The organism is Achromobacter xylosoxidans A8 (assembly GCF_000165835.1).
Classification (GTDB): Bacteria; Pseudomonadota; Gammaproteobacteria; order Burkholderiales; family Burkholderiaceae_B; genus Achromobacter; species Achromobacter xylosoxidans_B.
The window spans coordinates 6,807,050-6,824,367 of sequence record NC_014640.1 but is presented as its reverse complement, the minus strand read 5'-3'; the positions used below and the strand labels follow the sequence as shown (position 1 = coordinate 6,824,367).

The window sequence follows — 17,318 nt, the reverse complement described above, 5'->3', positions numbered from 1 at the left end:
TCACTAGGTCATGAGCAACTTCCAGTTTCTCCGCGCAGAATTCGAATCGCTATACGATCCTGCTGTCAGCGCCGAACAACTGGTGTATTCCGATCCGCGCGCGGCCTGCATGCGCACTCGCCACGCCTTGGAGCAGGCTGTGCACTGGTTGTATGAGCATGACCTGACTCTGCGTCTGCCGTATGACGATAGCCTGGGCGTGCTGCTGACCCAGCCAGCGTTCGAGGCCCTAGTTCCGCCTCAGATACGGCAAAAAACCCGCTTGATCCAGAAACTGGGCAATCGTGCCGTGCACGGCAGCGCACCCCTTCGCCATGGCGACTCGATGCATCTGGTGCGCGAGCTGTTCCACGTGATGTACTGGCTGGCGCGCACTTTTACGCGTACCAGCGATCCCAAATCCCTAGTCGCCGACTGGGACGAAAAGCGTATTCCGCACTTGGTGAACGCCGATGAGGCAGTCGCTTTCACTCGGGACGAGCTTAAAAAGCAGGAGGCCCAGTTCAAGGAGCGCCTGCAGGTGCAGACCGCCCAGATCGAGGCGCGCGAAAAGCAGATCGCCGTCGTGGCGGCTACTTCCGCTGAGTACGAAGCGCGACTGGCCCAACTGGATGCCGAACTGGCGCGGGCGCGTGCCGAGCTGGCCGCCGCCAAGGCCGCCAATATCGCCGTCCCAGACACGCATGACTATTCCGAGGCCGAGACTCGCAAGCGCTTTATTGATGTGCTGCTGCGCGAAGCCGGCTGGGTAGAGGGCGACAATATGGGCATCGAGGTGCCGCTGGTCGGCATGCCCAACAAGCCTGGCGGAGGCTTTGCCGATTACGTCCTGTGGGGGCAGAACGGCAAGCCGCTCGCCGTGGTGGAGGCCAAACGCAGCTTCAGCGACCCGGAAGTCGGGCGGCAGCAGGCGAAGCTCTACGCCGATTGCCTGGAACAGATGAAGGGCCAGCGCCCGCTGATCTTATATACCAATGGCCACAAGACCTGGCTGTGGGACGACAAACGCGCCGCGCCGCGCGAAGTGTCAGGCTTTTACTCGCGTGAAGAGCTGGAGTTGGCCATCAGCCGCAGGTCATTGCATCAGGACCTACGTGGTCTTGAGATCAGCAGCAGCATCGTCGAGCGCGCCTATCAGACGCGCGCCATCCGCGCGGTGGGCGAACATTTCATGGCGGGGCATCGCGCCGCTTTGCTGACCATGGCCACCGGCACCGGCAAAACCCGTACCGCTGTGGCCTTGATCGACCTTCTGATGCGTGCCAACTGGGTCAAGCGCGTGCTGTTCCTGGCTGATCGCGTGGCGCTCGTGCGGCAGGCTACCAATGCCTTCAAAGCGCACCTCCCGGACTCCAGCCCGGTCAACCTGGTTCAGGAGAAAGACGGCCAGGGGCGCGTGTTTCTCTCCACCTATCCGACCATGATGGGTCTGATAGAAGAGATGGATGGGGTGCAGCGCAAGTATGGCGCGGGGTATTTTGACCTGATCGTCATCGACGAGGCACACCGCAGCGTTTACCAAAAATACGGCGCGATCTTTCGCTACTTTGATGCCTACCTAGTCGGCTTGACCGCCACGCCGCGTGATGAGGTGGATCGCGACACTTACCAGTTGTTTGGCCTGGAAAAGGGTGTGCCTACAGATGCCTATAGCCTGAACGAGGCCGTGGCTGATGGTTATCTGGTCAAGCCAACGATGCAGTCTGTGCCGTTGAAATTCGTGCGTGAAGGCATCAAATACGACGAGCTTTCCGGCGAAGAAAAAGACCACTGGGAGTCGTTGGATTGGGGCGACGAAGAAGCGCCCGATGAGGTGCAGGCTTCGGATGTCAACAAAAAGCTCTTCAATATCGATACCGTGGACAAGATGCTCCAGCATCTGATGCAGCATGGCATCAAAGTGGAAGGTGGCGATAGACTGGGAAAAACCATCATCTTCGCGGTGAACCAGGAGCATGCTAAGTTCATCGCCAAGCGCTTTGACCACAACTATCCGCAGTACCAGGGGCACTTTGCCCGCGTTATCACCCACGCGGTGACGTACGCCCAATCGCTGATTGATGACTTCAGCGTAGCCGCCAAGCTGCCGCAGATCGCCATCTCCGTGGATATGCTAGACACCGGTATCGATGTGCCCGAGGTAGTGAACCTGGTGTTTTTCAAGGCAGTCCGTTCCAAGGTCAAGTTCTTGCAAATGATCGGGCGCGGCACGCGCCTGTCTAAAGACTTGTTTGGCCCTGGGCTAGACAAGACCGAGTTCGTGATCTTTGATTTTTGCGGGAATTTCGAGTTTTTCAACGAAAACCCCGCTGGCGCGCCGTCGCCTATGAGCGAGCCACTGGGCAAGCGGCTATTCAAGCGCCGCCTGGAGTTGTTGTCTCTGCTACCTGACGCGCCACCAAGTGGAAACGGTGCACTGCAAGAGGGGACTGCTGCTTACAACGCATTGGAAGGCTTGCAAGCAGCCTTGCAGACCCAATTGCATGATGAAGTGGCGGCGATGAACCTGGATAACTTCCTCGTGCGTGAGCAGCGTGAGCACGTCAGCAAGTTCACCGACAGAGGGCGTTGGAACACGCTTGGTGCTACGGATTACGTGGAACTACGTGACCACGTCGCGGGCTTGCCCAGTCAACTGCCCGAAGAAGACATCACCGCCAAGCTGTTTGACATGACTTGCTTGGGCCTGCAGATCGCCATTGTTCAGCACAGCCAGGATTTCGTCCGTCATCGTGACCGGGTGATTGAATTAGCCATGGCGTTGGAGAACGTGCAGAGCATTCCGGCCGTCAAGCAGGAGCTGCCTTTGATTCAGGAAGTGCAGACCGAAGCCTATTGGCAGGACATCACGCTGGCGATCATTGAGCACCTGCGTAAGCATCTACGCGGCCTGATTCAATTCATCGAGCGCAAGTCCATTGGGCCGGTCTACACCGATTTGCAGGATGTCCTCGGGGCGGCCAGTAGGGTCGAACTGCGGGATTTCAGCACTGGCATCAATACTGCGCTGTACAAGCGCAAGGTCGAGGCCTGGATACGGGCCAATGAGAATCACGTCGCCATGGCCAAGCTACGCTTCGCCAAACCCTTGACGCCGACCGATCTGACCGAGCTGGAGCGATTTGTCTACGAAGCCGAAGCGGTAGGCGGCCGGGATCGCTTTGTGCAGGAGTTTGGTGAGGTGTCGCTGCCGCAGTTCATACGCTCACTGGTAGGCCTGGATCGCAACGCGGCCAAGGAGGCCTTTGGCATCTTCCTGGATAGCACGCGCTACAACAGCCAGCAGATCCGTTTTGTGGAAATGATCATCGAGCGGCTTACTCGGCAAGGAGCCGTCGATCCCGGCCAACTTTATGACGCTCCATTCACCAGTATTCATCATGAAGGATTGGATGGCGCGTTCCGTGATGCGGACGCGGAGGCGATCGTTGGGATCCTGGATGAGCTTGCTCGGAAGGCGGCTTGATGGTTCGTCGCCTGAAGGCTCTGTTGACAGAAAAGCTATGTAATGTGAGCGTGGCCTGTGGCTTGTTTGTGGTTGTGGAACAACAGTGCCTGCTACCCACAAAACACCGTAAAACACGTAGAACGACGGAGAGTGGACGGCGCTGGGCCACCGCTACCAACACTTTTGTTCAGCGATTCTAGAGTTTCCCACTGCGTTCCAGGCGTCTATCAACATCTTCTAGTGCGTATAACCATTTTGATCGCTACTGGCCGGTTCATGCAAACCCTCGCCTCAGGCGGGGGTTTTTTTATTTCCGTCTGTTTTGATCGCGGGCGTCCGTGCGGCGCGGGCCGGTTCTTGCGCTCGCAATCGCCGTACGCGCTGGCCGTTCATTACGAAATTTTTTGTAAGAATGGGTTAAGCTTCGCTCCGTCACAGTTTTTGCGTCCAGGGGCCTTCGCGGCTCGTCAGTCGAAATGGTGCGTTCCATCCTTGGGGCGGCAGTCCCCAAAGTCGAGCTCAAGACCGATTTGAGCCTCAGCACGGCATCCCGTGCCCGCCTGAACCCCGCTGAATTGCAGGCCCGGCTGCGCCAGCGCCGATCGACCGCCTACGTCGAAGCCATGACTCGTCTTGATGCCGGCGGGCATGTCCACAGCAGGGCCGCCACCGAGGCGCTCATCGATGCGATCCGTCAGGAATTCCCGGACGTGCATGTCGAGGCCTGGCCTTTGGGCATCATCGCCAAATGTTTTCTGGGCGCGCCTTACGAGGTCCATACGCTGAGTTGTTCGGGCAGCATCATCCAGCATTTCAAGGGCGGCGAGGCCCTGCCCCAGGGCATGGAGCAGGCCCGGTCGCTGGCGCGCAACGGCTACTACGCATTTATCGAGGTCTACACCGACAAACTGATCGCCGTGGGCGTCAACGGTCAGACCGCCATCATCGAAAACTGAATAGGCAGACATGGCAGATCGCATCATCCAGACGGCAGACCTGAGCAGCATCCTGGGTTCACTGCGCGGCTTGCAGGGCGACATCGGCACGGTATCGGACCAGGTGGGTTCGGTGGGCCGGGAGTTGAACCAGACGCGCGCCGAGTTGTCCAGGCTCGAGCAGGCGTTCGCCGACTTCGTGGAGTCCGACCTGAAGGCCAAGGAGCTGTCGCTAGCCGAAACCCGTCAGGTGAAGGTGCGCCAGGAGCTGGACACGACCTACGAGTACTACGGAATCGTGCGACGCCAGGCTACTGGCATCCTGCAGGCCTCGGATATCCAGCTCGTGCGCAACGAGACGCTGCGCAGCGCGACCGAAGAACTCATGATCTCGGCGCCGCGCTACTGGCTCGCGCCGGCGCTTGTGGCGCTGTCGTCCTGGTTGGGCGACAACCGCGGACTGGCCGAGCGGGCGCTCAGCGAAGCCATACGTCGCGACGACGAGAAGACCTCGTTGTTTTTCGCCCTGATCGCCCGTCGCGCGGGCCGCAACGAGCTCAACCGCATCTGGCTGGATCGCTATTTCGGCTTGCAGAATCCGTTCAAGCTTGACCGCCAGACTGTGGTCATGGTCGATGCGCTGGCTAATGGCGTATTTGGCGCGGAAGTCGCCCTGCATTGCACCAAGCGCATCGCCGACTGGATCGACGAGTTGTCGGCCCAGGCCGGGTTCGTCGAGGCGCAACGCAACCAATGGGGGCGCGCGCTGCTGTCCAAGGCCCCCAACGAGGACCACGGCAACCGCTATCCGCACCTCAAGCGCATGAGCCCGACCTGGCCCGAGCTCAATCAAGCCATCAACGGGGTTGCCGTGCACGCCGCCGCGTTGGCGCACTTCGAAGGCGTGTTTCTGGGCGAGATCCGTCCCGCCGCCAGCGTGCTGGCGGCGGTCGACGACCTGTTGAGCAAGCTGGTCACGCGTTTCGATGACGAAGAGCTGCCGCTGCGCCGCCAGGAAGAGTTGTGCCGCCTCATCATCGAGGAAAGCGGCGACCGCCGCGCCGCCCAGAAGCGTTTCGACCTGCAGAGCGCCGCGCTGGACGAGGAAGTCGATTTCACCCAACTGCTTACCAACGCGGCCATGCATCCCGAGGTCTCGCACGTGACGCGAGCCACGCAACGGTTCGCGGTCGCGCATTCGCGAGACTGGATCCTGGACGGTCATGCCGATGTGACCGCTAAGGCGCGCATGACCGTGCCGGCCGACGTGCATCTCGATATCGAAGACTGGCAAGGCATCACGCAAAACGGCGACAACGAGGCCGAACTGCTGCGCAGCCTGGAGGACGCCATCGCCGTGCGCGAGGCAGGCGATCTGGCCGCCATCAAGTTCACGGCCAAGCACTGGCTGGGCGCGGCGCTGAGCGCGGCCCTCGTTCTGAGTTCCGTGAGCGTGGGCATCTTGCCCCTGCTGCTGGGCGCCGCTGGTCTGTTGTGGGTCTACCTCACGCATCGCCAGATGGAGACGAGACGCAAGACGGTCAAGGCGAACTATGCCAAGCTGCGCCAGCAGGCCGGCGATGCGCTGCGCGCGTGTTTGGCCGAAGTGGTCGAGTTGCGTCGCGATATTGCGGCCCGCGACTCGATATCGACCCGCGTGGCCGAACTGCTGGAAAGCATCTCCCCTGAACAGCACGTGCTTTCTTCGCATGACGCGGTGCGCCGCGTCATGGTCAAGGCTTAAGGAACCAACGATGATCCGCCAGATTTCCCCGGACCCCGCGCTTATGCCTGAATCGCGGCCTGTAGTGCCAGCCGTCGTCCCTGCTGCAGCGCCTGCAAGCGCCGCGGTACCGGCGTCTGCCGATACGCGCGATGCGCTGGCGGGAGCGCTGCCGGCGTGGGACCTGTTGCCCGCCTCGCCCTTCATTCGCCGCTTCAAGTGAACGCGGCGCCCGCGCCCGCCGATGTGCCGCGCAGCTATGCGCAGTGGTCTGTCTGGCTGGATCGCTTGTCGGAAGGGCTGCAAGACGAGGCCTGCCTGGATGCGATGCGTGCGGGTGAACTCAATGCCAGCGGTGGCGTGGTCACGCTATTTTCACAGCGTCTGGCGGAAGAGTTCAATGCGCGTCTGATGCGCTGCTCGGAACACCTGACCCGTGACCTGAGCATAGGCAACGACGAAAGCCAGGTCGTGCGCGCCATTCTGAATGCTCGCAAGCATCTGGCTTTCCTGCATCGCCTGGCGCACATCGAGAGCTTTCCCGCCACGTTGCGTACGCACCTGACCGACGAGTTGCGCAAGTTCGCGCAGCGCGCGCAACAGTCGCTGGAAGACAGCGCCAGGACAGACCGTAGCGGCCGCCTGCTGGTCCTGTTGCGCAACAACCCGCTGGTGCGGTACGAGCCCGCCGCCCAGGACGGGGGCGCCGCCTCCACAGCGCGGGCGATGGGCATGGGCGCTGCCGTTGGCGCGGCGGCACAGCATCCTCTTTCGCAAACCGGCGCGCGCCGGCGCAACATTATTCTCTGATATCGATCCATGAGCGACACGACCGAGTTCAAGGCCACGCTGACGCGTTACCTCAAGGCCCGCATTCCCTTCATTTCGATCCGCAGCGCCGAGCGCAGCCGGGTGCTGGAGCTGTTGCGCGAAGTGGTGGCGCCGCTCAACGCGCCCATCTTCGTGCACACCCTGTCGCAGGGCACGCGCGAACTCGCGACCGGCCGCAGCGTGAACGAAGACCGCTCGGTCACAGGCGCGGTCGACTTCGCGAGCCAGCAGTTCGCGCAGCGCCAGAATCTGTCCTGCGTGTTGACTGAAATCTCGGACATCGAGGACGACACTGCCTCTGCCCGTCATTTGCTCGATGTCGTGATGCTGGCCGCTGAGCACAGCGGCGTGGTCATAGTCATCACGACCAAACCGGTGTGGGGCCAACTCCAGCGGGCCGGCATGGCGCTGACGCTCTCCGCGCCAAGCGAGGACGAGATGTACGCCATCATCCACGATACGCTGGAGGCGTACCGCAGCCACTTCGAGATCGAATGGGACACCGATGATGAGCGCCGCGCCGCTGCGATCCTCGCGGGCATCTCGCGCATCGAAGCCGAGAACATCATCGCCACGTTGCTGGCCAATGGCCGCATCGCCAAGAGCGACATGGTGGAACTCATGCACGCCAAGGATCGCATTTTCGCTGACATCAGCGGCATCGAACGCGTGTCGGTGCGCGGCAACGAACTGAGCGTGGGGGGGCTGGGCGGCCTGAAGGCCTGGCTGGACAAGGAGCGGCCGCTGCTGACCGCCGACCTGCGCGAACGCGGCATCCGTCCGCCGCGTGGCGTGCTGCTGGTGGGTGTGCCGGGCTGCGGCAAGTCTCTGTCCGCCAAGGCCATCGCGGCGAGCTGGAGCTTGCCGCTGTATCGCCTGGACCTGTCCACGATCCACGGCCAGTATCTGGGCCAGAGCGAATCGCGCCTTAAGGACGCGCTGGCCACGGCGGACCATGTGGCGCCCTGCATACTGTGGATCGACGAGATCGAGAAGGGCCTGGCCGGCGCGCAGGGGTCGGGCGACGGCGGCACGTCGACCCGGCTGGTGGGGCAGTTCCTCTACTGGCTGCAGGAAGCCCGGTCGCGGGTGTTCGTGGTGGCCACGGCCAATGACGTGTCGAAGTTGCCGCCCGAGCTGCTGCGCCGTGGCCGGTTCGACGAGTTATTCTTCGTGGACCTGCCCACCGCGCACGAGCGTCACGAGATCATCGACATCTATATCAAGCGTGGCCTGAAAGCCGCGCAGCCGCAGGCTTTGATGGATGAACTGGTGGAGTTGTCTGACGGTTTCGCTGGTTCGGACCTGGAAGCCGCCGTGCGCGAAGTCGTCAAGGAGGCCTATCTCAGCGGTGACGCGGCCGTCACGCCCGAACTGTTCCGCGACAGCTTCCGCAATGTGGTGCCGTTGTCGAAGACCGCCCCGGAACAAATCGAGAACATTCGCGCTTGGGGCCGTGAGCGCGCCGTGCCGGCCTCCGGCCAACCCATAGGCGCGGCCATCGCTCCGGCGCGGCCCCGGCGGCAAGTGTTGGGGTGAAGGATTGTCCGGGTTCGCATGCCTGCGACATGCGCGCCGGCATGCCGCAGGCGTTGCAGCTTCTCGCTGGACGGACCCGAGACAGGGTTCAATCGGCAGTCGCGCCAAACGGTGAGGCGGGTTGAAGCATTTTGTTTCACAAAACCCTCTTGCGTTGTCTACCTAGTAGTAGATAAGATTCATCCATCGACGCAGCAAACCAAACACCCCGCCGCAGTCGAAACCAGAAATACAGTAGGACCGTTTTTTTATTTCCCTCTTCATCTACCTATAAGTAGATAGTTTTTTGAACCGCTACGTAATCGTTATCTGGAGATCAACCATGAAGACCCTCGTATCCGCCCTGATCCTGTCCGCTTCCTTCATCGGCGCCGCCCAAGCCGGCGAACTGGACTATCCGCCCGCCCTGAACACCGAAAGCACGGTGACCGGCACCCAGGTGCAACAAGAGCTGGCCCAGGCCCGCGCCAATGGCGAACTGGTGTCCGGCGAAGAAGGCTACGCCGCCACGATTTTTGCTGCCTCCGGCGACAAGAGCCGCGCCCAAGTCCAGAAAGAACTGGCCGCCGCCCGCGCTCAAGGCCTGACTGACAGCAGCGAACTGGCTTATCCGCCCGTGCAAGGCTGAGTATTTTTCACATCAAATCTATCTATAAGTAGATAGCTTTTCGAATCCCGAATGCAGCACCCGATCCTTACTGGAGATCAACCATGAAGACCCTCGTATCCGCCCTGATCCTGTCCGCCTCCTTCATCGGCGCCGCCCAAGCCGGCGAGCTGGGCTACCCGCCTCCCCTGAACACCGAAAGCACGGTGACCCGCGCCCAGGTGCAAGAAGAGTTGGCCCAAGCCCGCGCCAATGGCGAACTGGTGTCTGGCGAAGAAGGCTACCCGACGACCCTGTTTGCCGCCACCGGCGACAAGACCCGCGCGCAAGTGCAGCAAGAACTGGCCGCCGCCCGTGCGCATGGCCTGACCGACAGTGGCGAACTGGCCTACCCGCCCGTGCAAGGCTGAATCTGATGCCGGCACATGCGGATCCCGGGGGGCGGGATGTTTCCCGGCCGGGATCCGCAAGGGTTTTGGAGCAGTGGCAACGCTGCCGGAACCGATGACGAATCAACCTATTAGTAGGTAATATTCAGCCATGGACACTCCTACTTCCAACACCACTCGCGAACAGCTTCTGGCTCATGCCGAGAAGCTGATCCGCACGCGCGGATGCAACGGCTTCAGCTATCGCGACCTGGCTGAGCACGTGGGCGTGAAGACGTCCAGCATCCACTATTACTTTCCGGGCAAGGACGACTTGCTCTACGAAGCTGTCGACGCCTACAGCACGCGTGCGCTGGCTGCCATACGCGCCATCGATACTTCGCTGCGGGCGCAGGAGCAGCTGGATCAATATCTGTCGATGATGGAGTCGCGCGCCTGCGGGTCCGGCGAACTCTGTCTGGCCGGCATGCTGGCGGCCGAGGTGAACTCGCTGCCCGAACGTGTGCGCGGCGCATTGCAGGGATTCTTCCGCGCGCACGAAGCCTGGCTGGCCCGGGTGCTGGCCGAAGGCGCGGCGCAGGGCACGATGAAGTTCTCCGGCACGCCCGAGGCGGCCGGCCGCGCGGTGTTCGCCACGGTGCAGGGCTGCATACTGATTGCGCGCCTGTTCCAGCAACCCGCCGCCCTGTGCGAAGCGATCGGCGCCTTGTACGTGCAGTGCGAAGGCCACGAAGGCGGCGCCTGAACGCTTCTTCAGCCTGTCAGCCACGGCCGCCATGCGCAAGCAGGCGGCCGTTGTCTTTGCGCGGCGAAATCAGGCCGCGAGCAGCGCCCGCGCCATGTCGACGCTGGTGCGCGCCTGTATGCCCAGGTCGCGCATGCGCTGCTGGAATGTCGCCTGTGCGTCTTCGAAGCCCGCGACCGGGCTCATGCAGTCGGTCAGCAGGACCAGGCGCGACAGGTCGCGGCCGGGCAGATGCTCGGCCAGGTGTTCGACGGTGGCCTTGACGCAATGGCTGCCGGCCTGGCCGGCGATGAGGATGGTTTCGGCGCGGTCCAGCGAATCCAGCAGGCTGTGGTTGAGTTGGCTGCGCGGATCGTCGGCGTCGGGGACTTCGGCCATCAGCGCGCTGTAGTGCTCGGTCCAGGGGTTCATGCCTTTGGGCACCTTGCGCACGATGAACTGGCGCTCGTCTTCCCAACGACTGTAGGCGGCGCGCACGTCGGCATGCACGTTGTGGCCCCAGGTGCCGATCTCGCAATGCAGCGGCCACACCATCAGGGTGTAGCGGCCGCGCGCTTCCAGTTCGTCCAGGTAGGACAAGGTGCGCGGCAGGTCGTCGGCGTGGCGCGGCCGGAATTCGCCTGCGCGCAGCTGCGCCGCCGTGATCGGCGTGTATGGAGCCACGGCTTGGCCATCGCCGGTGGACCAGAAGGTCGGATGGGCGATGTCCAGGCGGTGGTGCGAATCCAGCGTCACCGTGATCGACGTGAGCGCGGGCGCGGCCGTGTCGATGAAGCGCGCCAGCCGCTGCATGTCGGCGTGCGCGCCAGCCACCGGCAGGGCGGGCGCATGCGCAGCGCCTGTCACGGGATCCCTGGGCAGGTAGGACTCAGGCAGGTCGCAGAAGTCATTCTGCGGATCGATGATCAGTAGATGATTGGAGCGCGGCATGACGACGTTCGGGGGAGGCGAACTCGAAATATAGAACGGGATGGCCATGTCTTTCTAGAAAAGTACCAGATGCTCGGCGCAGTCCGGCAACTGTTTCAGCAGGGCACGCCACTGCAGCCAGACTCTGGCTCCTGCTGAAACGGCGATCACTGCGATAAGGATCCACATGTCAGACTCCTGTCAAATTTCGCACGATCGTGCGAAATTAAAGTGAAGAATTGCCGGCACAGGCCGGCGCAAGAAAGACGACTACTCGAGGTATTTGAAACTGCGGTAGGTGGAAATCAATCGTTCATAAGCGGCCCGCACCCGGTCGGGAGCCTTGGGGTCGCGCAGGAAGCGGGCATCGTGCATCAGCCCGATCATCAGGCTGTAGACCTCGAACACGAGTTGTTCGGGATCCGTGTCCGGCCTGACGTGGCCGGCTTCCAGCGCCTGGTTGACCGTGCGCAGCATGGCGTCGCGCCAGCGCCGCAGATTGCCTTCCAGCACCGCGCGCAGGGGCGATTCCACATCGTCATACTCGAAGGCGCCAGCCACATAGATGCAGCCGGTGAGCGTTTCGACGTTGCTGGCGCGTTCGATCCAGAGCGAGACCAGGGCGTTCAGGCGCGGCAGGCCGCGGGGATAGGCCATGGCTGGCGCGAACACGGCTCCGACGAAACGCCGGTCGTATTCGTCCAGCACCGCCTGTTGCAAGGCTTCCAGCGACCCCACGCGCGAGAACACGCCGCTCTTGCTGATGCCCAGGCGCTTGGCCACCTGGCCGAGCGACAGGCTTTCCATGCCCTGTGCCGCGGCCATGTCCAGGGCCGCGTCCACAATGGCCGCGAAGGTCAGTTCGCTTTTCTCGGTTTTGGCAGTCATGCGGCAAATTTAGCACGATCGTGCGAAATGGCGCGCATTATTTTTCAGGGGCGCGACCCCCCAAAAAAAACCGGACAGCCTTTGCTGTCCGGTTTTCGTGCCGCGGCCTGGCACGTCGGGCTCAGGCCTGGGCGGCCTTGAACTCCAGGCGGTACTTGTGCAGCAGCGGCTCGGTGTAGCCGTTGGGCTGGGTCAGGCCTTCGAACACCAGGGCGCAGGCGGCCTTGAACGCCAGCGACGTGTCGAAGTTGCCGGCCATCGGACGATAGAGCGCGTCGCCCGCGTTCTGGCCGTCGACCACCTTGGCCATGCGCTTGAAGGTTTCCATGACTTGGTCGCGGTTGGTCACGCCGTGGCGCAGCCAGTTGGCGATGTGCTGGCTGGAGATGCGCAGGGTGGCGCGGTCTTCCATCAGGCCGACGTTGTGGATGTCCGGCACCTTGGAGCAACCTACGCCTTGGTCGATCCAGCGCACCACGTAGCCCAGGATGCCCTGGACGTTGTTGTCCAGTTCCTGCTGGATGTCCTGCGCGGACCACTTGGACGGGTCTCCGACCGGCACGGTCAGCAGGCCGCCCAGCAAATCATCGCGCACGCTGTCGAGCTTGGTGCGCTCCAGTTCTTGCTGCACGGTCTGCACGTCGACCTGGTGATAGTGCAGCGCATGCAGCGTGGCGGCGGTGGGCGAGGGCACCCAGGCGGTGTTGGCGCCCGCCTTGGGATGGGCGATCTTCTGTTCCAGCATCGCGGCCATCAGGTCCGGCATGGCCCACATGCCCTTGCCAATCTGGGCGCGGCCGCGCAAACCCGCGTCCAGCCCGACCAGCACGTTGTTGCGCTCGTAGGCGGTGATCCAGGCGGTGGACTTCATGTCGCCCTTGCGCAGCATTGGGCCGGCTTCCATGCTGGAGTGCATTTCGTCGCCGGTGCGGTCCAGGAAGCCCGTGTTGATGAAGGCCACGCGCGCGGCGGCGGCCTCGATGCAGGCCTTGAGGTTGATGCTGGTGCGGCGCTCTTCGTCCATGATGCCCATTTTCAGGGTGTTGCGCGGCAGCTTCAGCAGGTCTTCGACACGGTCGAACAATTCGCTGGCGAAGGCGGCTTCGACCGGGCCGTGCATCTTGGGCTTCACGATGTAGACGGAGCCAGTGCGCGAATTCAGCTTGCGCTGGCGGTCTTGCAAGGCGGCCAGGCTGGTGACCACGGCGTCCAGGATGCCTTCGGGGATCTCGCGGCCTTCGCGGTCCAGGATGGCCGGGTTGGTCATCAGGTGGCCGACGTTGCGCACGAACATGAGCGAACGGCCGTGCAGGGTCAGCGGCGAACCGTCGGGGCGCGTGTAGTTGCGGTCGGCGTTGAGCTTGCGGGTGAAGGTCTTGCCGCCCTTGGTGACCTCCTCGGTCAGGTCGCCCTTCATCAGGCCGAGCCAGTTGCGGTAGACGTGGACCTTGTCGTCGGCGTCCACGGCGGCGATGGAGTCCTCGCAGTCCATGATGGTGGTGAGCGCGGCTTCAACCAGCACGTCCTTGACGCCTGCGGCGTCGGTGGCGCCGATGCTGTGGCCGCGGTCGATCTGGATTTCGAAGTGCAGGCCGTTGTTCTTGAGCAGGATGGCCGAGGGGGCGGACGCCTCGCCCTGGTAGCCGGCGAACTGCGCGGGGTTCTTCAGACCTGTGGCGCCGTTGGCCAGCGCCACGCGCAATTGGCCGTTTTCAACGGTATAGCCGCGGGCGTCGGCATGCGAGCCCTGGGCCAGCGGAGCGGCGGTGTCGAGGAAGGCGCGGGCGCGGGCGATGACGGCGGCGCCGCGTTCCGGGTTGTAGCCGTGCCCCGTGTCGCCGGGCGTGGCGGGAATGGCGTCGGTGCCGTAGAGCGCGTCGTACAGGCTGCCCCAGCGCGCGTTGGCGGCGTTCAGCGCGTACCGCGAGTTGGACATGGGCACAACCAGCTGCGGGCCGGCCTGCTGCGAGATTTCGGTGTCGACGTTTTCGGTGGTGGCGCGCACGCTGGCGGGCTGCGGCAGCAGGTAGCCGATGCCTTCCAGGAACTTGCGGTAGGCGGCCGGATCGGCGATGGGGCCGGGATGGGCGCGGTGCCAGGCGTCGAGCTCGGCCTGCAGGCGGTCACGTTCGGCCAGCAGCGCGCGGTTCTTGGGCGCCAGGTCGTCCACCAGGGCCGCGAAGCCTTGCCAGAAGCCGTCGGCATCCAGGCCGGTGCCGGGCAGGGCTTCCTGTTCGATGAATTGGTTGAGATTGGCCGCCACTTGCAGGCCGTGGTGCTGGATGCGTTGAGTCATGCGGTTCTCTAGCGGTAAGGGACTGGCCGACGCCGCGCGCCGGGCGTATCTGGTCCCGACATCATCGTTCGCGTCTGTCTCAATGTCCATATCAAAACCAACTGGTCATACCAGTTTGTGCACTGCCGTATGGGCAAGGCGGTATTTTTTATGGTTTTATATCAGCTACTTACAGAGGTGTTTCTCAAGCGTCCCAGTCGCGGTGCCGCTTGGTCATACCACTGGTGACGGAGAGTGCATGTACGCGGAAACAGAGGAAAAGCCCCGCCAGGTGGCGGACGAGGTCGCCGAGCGGATCGAGCGCCTGATCCTGGACGGGGTGCTGAAGGCCGGCCAGGCGCTGCCTTCCGAACGGCGCCTGACCGAGAAGCTCGGCGTGTCGCGCACGGCGCTGCGCGAAGGGCTGAAGCTGTTGCGCGCGCGCGAGATCATCCATACCGCGCAGGGCAAGGGTTCCTATGTGGCGCATATCTCGAAGGTGGACGCCGGCCCCTTGATGCACTTGTTCAATTCGCAGCCGCGCACGCTCTATGACTTGCTGGAAGTGCGTTCGCTGCTGGAGGCCGAGTCCGCGCGGCTGGCCGCCATACGCGGCACCGAGGCGGACTTCATCATGATCCGCCGCCGCTACGACGAAATGGTGGCGGCCCAAGGCACGGCCACCGACACGGCGACGCATGCGCACCTGGACCATGCTTTCCACCTGGCCATCTGCGAGGCTTCGCACAATCCGGTGCTGGTGCACACGCTTCAATCCCTGACGGATCTGCTGCTGGGATCGGTCTTCGCCTGCGTCAACAACCTGTACCACCGCCAGCCAGAGAAGCGTCAGATCGACCGCCAGCACACGCGGCTGTTCAACGCCGTGACGGCGCGCCAGCCGGAGCAGGCGCGCAAGGCGGCTGCGGACCACGTAGACAGCGTGCGCCAGAGCCTGGCCGATATCGAGCAGGAAGAGCAGCGCCTGGTGCGCGCGACCTTGCGCCTGGAAGGCTGGAGCTAGCGTCCCATCCCGCCGTGAGTTTTTGCGGGATAGGACGCTGGGGGCGGCGCGCGCCCGGATTCAGCGGTCGGCCATGGCGCCGCTGCCCGCCAACGCCAGCGGTTTGCCCGCGTAGACCCGGCCGAAACGGTTGTTGATGAAAGCGTCCAGGTCTATCGCTTCCTGGCCCACGAACCCGCGTTGCGGCAAGGCGCCTTGCGCCACCAGATCCAGCGCGGCGCAGATTCCCGCAGCGGTGGAGAGCTGGATGGCGCTGAGGCGATGGCCGTCGACTTCCGCGCCGAAGATGCGGATGGGGTAGGACTCTTCCTCAAGGCGACCATGGCGGCGCCCGGACGCCGAGGCCTGGATCACGATCACGTCCTGCTCGGTGGTGGGAATGGCGGCTTCGAAGATTTCCTTGAGCAGGTCGCGGCGGTCGCGCAGGCGCAGGTCGTTGAGCAGCAGTTTCATGATGCTGCAGTGGCCCGGGTAGCGCACCGATTTGTAGTCCACGTTGCGGGCGCGGCCGCGCAAGGTGGCGGGCAGGGTGCCCAATCCGCCCGAGGTGTTGAAGGCCTCATACTCCACGCCGTCCAGCGCGAAGGTTTCGTAGCCTTCCAGCGCGGGCACGCTGGTCAGCTGGCCGTCGACGATGGCCTCGCAAGGGTTGCAGTACTCGTTGATCAGCCCTTCGGTGCTCCAGGTCAGGTTGTAGCGCAGGCTGTTGGAGGGATAGCGCGGCAGGGCGCCCACGCGCATGCGCAGGTCGAGCAGCGTGTCGAAGCGGCGCGCCAATGCGTTGCCGACTACGCCGATGAAGCCCGGGGCCAGGCCGCATTGCGGCATCAGCACGCTGCTTGCGGTTTCCGCCAGCGCCTGGATCGCGTGCGTGCTGGCCACGTCTTCGGTCAGGTCGAAATAGTGCACGCCAGCCTTGGCGCACAGGCCGGCCACCGCGGCGGCGCGGTGAAAGGGCAGCGCGTTGATCACCGCGTAGCGTCCTTCGATGCATTGCGCCACGCTGTCGTCATCGGAAATCTGGCGGGTTCCGCAGCCCAGCTCGGCCACGATGCGTAGGCGCTCGGGATTTTGGTCGGCAACCAGCACCGAGTAGCCGCCGCTGCGTTCCAGCATTAGGGCAATGGCGAAACCGATTTTTCCGGCGCCCAGGAGTAGGACGGGCCGGGGAGAGGCGGTGGTCATGGTGCGGCTCCTGCATGGAAGGGGAGTGGGTGAGCTCATCCTATGCGGGGGCGCTGTCGATGTGTAGATGCTAAATAGTCGAATCGGCCGTAGGTAACGTTAATTCGACTTAATTTATTGTCGAAACGTCAAGAACGAAGCCCTCCGGTTTGGGGCCGGAGGGCTTCGGGGCGCTGCCTGGCCGGGGAGGCCAGGGGGGGATCAGCTGCCCAGGGGCGGGTAGTCCAGGTTGCCGAAGGTGACCAGGCCTTCCGACTTGGCCTCAGCCAGTTCGGTGCGGACCTGGGCGCGGGTCAACGAGGTGGCTTGTTCGGCGGCGGCGACGGGCGGGTAGTCCAGATTGCCGAAGGTCACTTCGCCGGCGTTCTTGGCTTGCTGCAGTTCAGCCTGCACTTGCTGCGAGGTCAGGGTCGACTTCGGGGCGATGGCGGCGGGGTAGCCTTCTTCGCCGAAGGTGTATTGGCCCGAGGCCTTGGCTTGTTGCAGTTCGGCTTGGACTTGAGCGCGGGTGGGACCCTGATCAGCCTCGGCGGCTTGGGCGCCGGCAGCCAGAACGGACATCGACAGCATCAAAGCGGTAGCAAGGGTTTTCATGGCAGACCTCCAGTGTCTTGAGCTTGGGAGCCGAACCGCCGGCCTGATTGCCTGGGGGTTCGCTTGCTGTGTCCCGATGAGATGCATTCTGGCCTCAAAACACCCCCGGATAAACCCTGATTCCCTGAAAACATCTTTCCAAAAAAGAGACTAATAGGTTTTCATTTCGCCAAATGGCACCATGGATGGTGGAATTTCCGTTTGATGACACCATAGGAGGTAGTCC

14 protein-coding genes are annotated in these 17,318 nt (G+C 63.1%); 9 read left to right on the top strand and 5 right to left on the bottom strand.

All coding sequences use genetic code 11. From position 1 onward, the window contains the following. Nucleotides 1-10: 10 nt before the first annotated feature. The 8 genes from AXYL_RS31430 (at nucleotide 11) to AXYL_RS31390 (ending at nucleotide 10,217) form a co-directional block, all read left to right on the top strand. Nucleotides 11-3,466 carry a DEAD/DEAH box helicase family protein gene (locus AXYL_RS31430; RefSeq protein WP_013396929.1) on the top strand — a complete coding sequence of 1,152 codons (3,456 nt, stop codon included), beginning with the start codon at nucleotides 11-13 and terminating at the stop codon, nucleotides 3,464-3,466. Nucleotides 3,467-3,924: 458 nt separating this feature from the next. Next, a complete protein-coding gene (locus tag AXYL_RS31425) occupies nucleotides 3,925-4,404 on the top strand; it encodes a hypothetical protein (protein WP_013396928.1) in 480 nt (159 codons plus the stop codon). A 10-nt stretch (nucleotides 4,405-4,414) separates the two neighbouring features. Beyond that, a complete protein-coding gene (locus AXYL_RS31420) occupies nucleotides 4,415-6,127 on the top strand; it encodes a hypothetical protein (RefSeq protein WP_013396927.1) in 1,713 nt (570 codons plus the stop codon). Nucleotides 6,128-6,325: 198 nt separating this feature from the next. Then, nucleotides 6,326-6,916, top strand: coding sequence for a hypothetical protein (locus AXYL_RS31410; RefSeq protein ID WP_049797881.1), 591 nt, complete (start codon nucleotides 6,326-6,328; stop codon nucleotides 6,914-6,916). A 9-nt stretch (nucleotides 6,917-6,925) separates the two neighbouring features. After that, nucleotides 6,926-8,476 carry an AAA family ATPase gene (locus AXYL_RS31405; protein ID WP_013396925.1) on the top strand — a complete coding sequence of 517 codons (1,551 nt, stop codon included), beginning with the start codon at nucleotides 6,926-6,928 and terminating at the stop codon, nucleotides 8,474-8,476. 322 nt (nucleotides 8,477-8,798) lie between these two features. Continuing rightward, nucleotides 8,799-9,104: a DUF4148 domain-containing protein gene (locus AXYL_RS31400; RefSeq protein ID WP_013396924.1), complete on the top strand. Its 306-nt coding sequence runs from the start codon at nucleotides 8,799-8,801 to the stop codon at nucleotides 9,102-9,104. A gap of 83 nt (nucleotides 9,105-9,187) precedes the next feature. Then, nucleotides 9,188-9,493, top strand: coding sequence for a DUF4148 domain-containing protein (locus AXYL_RS31395; RefSeq protein ID WP_013396923.1), 306 nt, complete (start codon nucleotides 9,188-9,190; stop codon nucleotides 9,491-9,493). A 130-nt stretch (nucleotides 9,494-9,623) separates the two neighbouring features. Next, nucleotides 9,624-10,217: a TetR/AcrR family transcriptional regulator gene (locus tag AXYL_RS31390; RefSeq protein WP_013396922.1), complete on the top strand. Its 594-nt coding sequence runs from the start codon at nucleotides 9,624-9,626 to the stop codon at nucleotides 10,215-10,217. Between the two features lie 69 nt (nucleotides 10,218-10,286). Here the strand turns inward: AXYL_RS31390 and AXYL_RS31385 are convergent, their stop codons facing one another. The 3 genes from AXYL_RS31385 to AXYL_RS31375 form a co-directional block, all read right to left on the bottom strand. After that, nucleotides 10,287-11,147 carry an isochorismatase family protein gene (locus AXYL_RS31385; RefSeq protein WP_041656881.1) on the bottom strand — a complete coding sequence of 287 codons (861 nt, stop codon included), beginning with the start codon at nucleotides 11,145-11,147 and terminating at the stop codon, nucleotides 10,287-10,289. A gap of 249 nt (nucleotides 11,148-11,396) precedes the next feature. Next, the gene (locus tag AXYL_RS31380) at nucleotides 11,397-12,014 is read right to left on the bottom strand and encodes a TetR/AcrR family transcriptional regulator (RefSeq protein ID WP_013396919.1); all 618 of its coding nucleotides are present in this window, start codon (nucleotides 12,012-12,014) and stop codon (nucleotides 11,397-11,399) included. A 121-nt stretch (nucleotides 12,015-12,135) separates the two neighbouring features. Further along, complete coding sequence (locus AXYL_RS31375) at nucleotides 12,136-14,310, bottom strand: malate synthase G (protein ID WP_013396918.1); 2,175 nt, start codon at nucleotides 14,308-14,310, stop codon at nucleotides 12,136-12,138. 238 nt (nucleotides 14,311-14,548) lie between these two features. Between AXYL_RS31375 and glcC the strand changes: the two genes are divergently transcribed. Further along, nucleotides 14,549-15,313 carry a transcriptional regulator GlcC gene (gene glcC / locus AXYL_RS31370; RefSeq protein ID WP_013396917.1) on the top strand — a complete coding sequence of 255 codons (765 nt, stop codon included), beginning with the start codon at nucleotides 14,549-14,551 and terminating at the stop codon, nucleotides 15,311-15,313. Between the two features lie 60 nt (nucleotides 15,314-15,373). On the opposite strand, the gene AXYL_RS31365 is transcribed toward glcC, so the two are convergent. Next, a complete protein-coding gene (locus AXYL_RS31365) occupies nucleotides 15,374-16,498 on the bottom strand; it encodes a saccharopine dehydrogenase family protein (protein ID WP_013396916.1) in 1,125 nt (374 codons plus the stop codon). A gap of 201 nt (nucleotides 16,499-16,699) precedes the next feature. Beyond that, complete coding sequence (locus AXYL_RS31360) at nucleotides 16,700-17,092, bottom strand: DUF4148 domain-containing protein (protein ID WP_013396915.1); 393 nt, start codon at nucleotides 17,090-17,092, stop codon at nucleotides 16,700-16,702. Nucleotides 17,093-17,318: the final 226 nt, after the last annotated feature.

Coding starts and splice junctions, on each gene's coding strand:
- AXYL_RS31400 (WP_013396924.1), top strand. CDS start 8,799: ATGAAGACCCTCGTATCCGCCCTGATCCTGTCCGCTTCCTTCATCGGC.
- AXYL_RS31385 (WP_041656881.1), bottom strand. CDS start 11,147: ATGCCGCGCTCCAATCATCTACTGATCATCGATCCGCAGAATGACTTC.
- AXYL_RS31365 (WP_013396916.1), bottom strand. CDS start 16,498: ATGACCACCGCCTCTCCCCGGCCCGTCCTACTCCTGGGCGCCGGAAAA.
- AXYL_RS31380 (WP_013396919.1), bottom strand. CDS start 12,014: ATGACTGCCAAAACCGAGAAAAGCGAACTGACCTTCGCGGCCATTGTG.
- AXYL_RS31425 (WP_013396928.1), top strand. CDS start 3,925: ATGGTGCGTTCCATCCTTGGGGCGGCAGTCCCCAAAGTCGAGCTCAAG.
- AXYL_RS31430 (WP_013396929.1), top strand. CDS start 11: ATGAGCAACTTCCAGTTTCTCCGCGCAGAATTCGAATCGCTATACGAT.
- glcC (WP_013396917.1), top strand. CDS start 14,549: ATGTACGCGGAAACAGAGGAAAAGCCCCGCCAGGTGGCGGACGAGGTC.
- AXYL_RS31390 (WP_013396922.1), top strand. CDS start 9,624: ATGGACACTCCTACTTCCAACACCACTCGCGAACAGCTTCTGGCTCAT.
- AXYL_RS31405 (WP_013396925.1), top strand. CDS start 6,926: ATGAGCGACACGACCGAGTTCAAGGCCACGCTGACGCGTTACCTCAAG.
- AXYL_RS31360 (WP_013396915.1), bottom strand. CDS start 17,092: ATGAAAACCCTTGCTACCGCTTTGATGCTGTCGATGTCCGTTCTGGCT.
- AXYL_RS31395 (WP_013396923.1), top strand. CDS start 9,188: ATGAAGACCCTCGTATCCGCCCTGATCCTGTCCGCCTCCTTCATCGGC.
- AXYL_RS31375 (WP_013396918.1), bottom strand. CDS start 14,310: ATGACTCAACGCATCCAGCACCACGGCCTGCAAGTGGCGGCCAATCTC.
- AXYL_RS31420 (WP_013396927.1), top strand. CDS start 4,415: ATGGCAGATCGCATCATCCAGACGGCAGACCTGAGCAGCATCCTGGGT.